Annotated in this window: 1 protein-coding gene; it reads right to left on the bottom strand. The window is 53.4% G+C overall.

All coding sequences use genetic code 11. The annotated features are described in order from the left end of the window. The coding region (locus AAEY88_RS14695; RefSeq protein WP_350563573.1) for a PCRF domain-containing protein at positions 1 to 253 on the bottom strand (253 nt) is incomplete at both ends.

Raw genomic sequence — 253 nt, 5'->3', positions numbered from 1 at the left:
GCGTATACATGCGCAGTAGCATCTCGGCCCAATCTTGCGCTTCCGTGCCGCCACTACCCGATTGAATATCCAAGTAGCAGTTGTTTGGATCCATCTCACCACTAAACATGCGACGGAACTCTAAGTCCGCAACGCGCTTCTCCGCATCGTCAAGCTCGGCTTGTACATCAGCAAGCAATGATTCGTCTTCTGCTTCTACCGCCAGCTCCAGCATGGCAGACGCATCTTCTAAGGTGGTCTCAAGCGAGACCAC

The organism is Psychrobacter sp. CAL346-MNA-CIBAN-0220, from assembly GCF_040309805.1.
GTDB lineage: Bacteria > Pseudomonadota > Gammaproteobacteria > Pseudomonadales > Moraxellaceae > Psychrobacter.
This window is presented reverse-complemented; position numbering and strand designations above follow the sequence as displayed.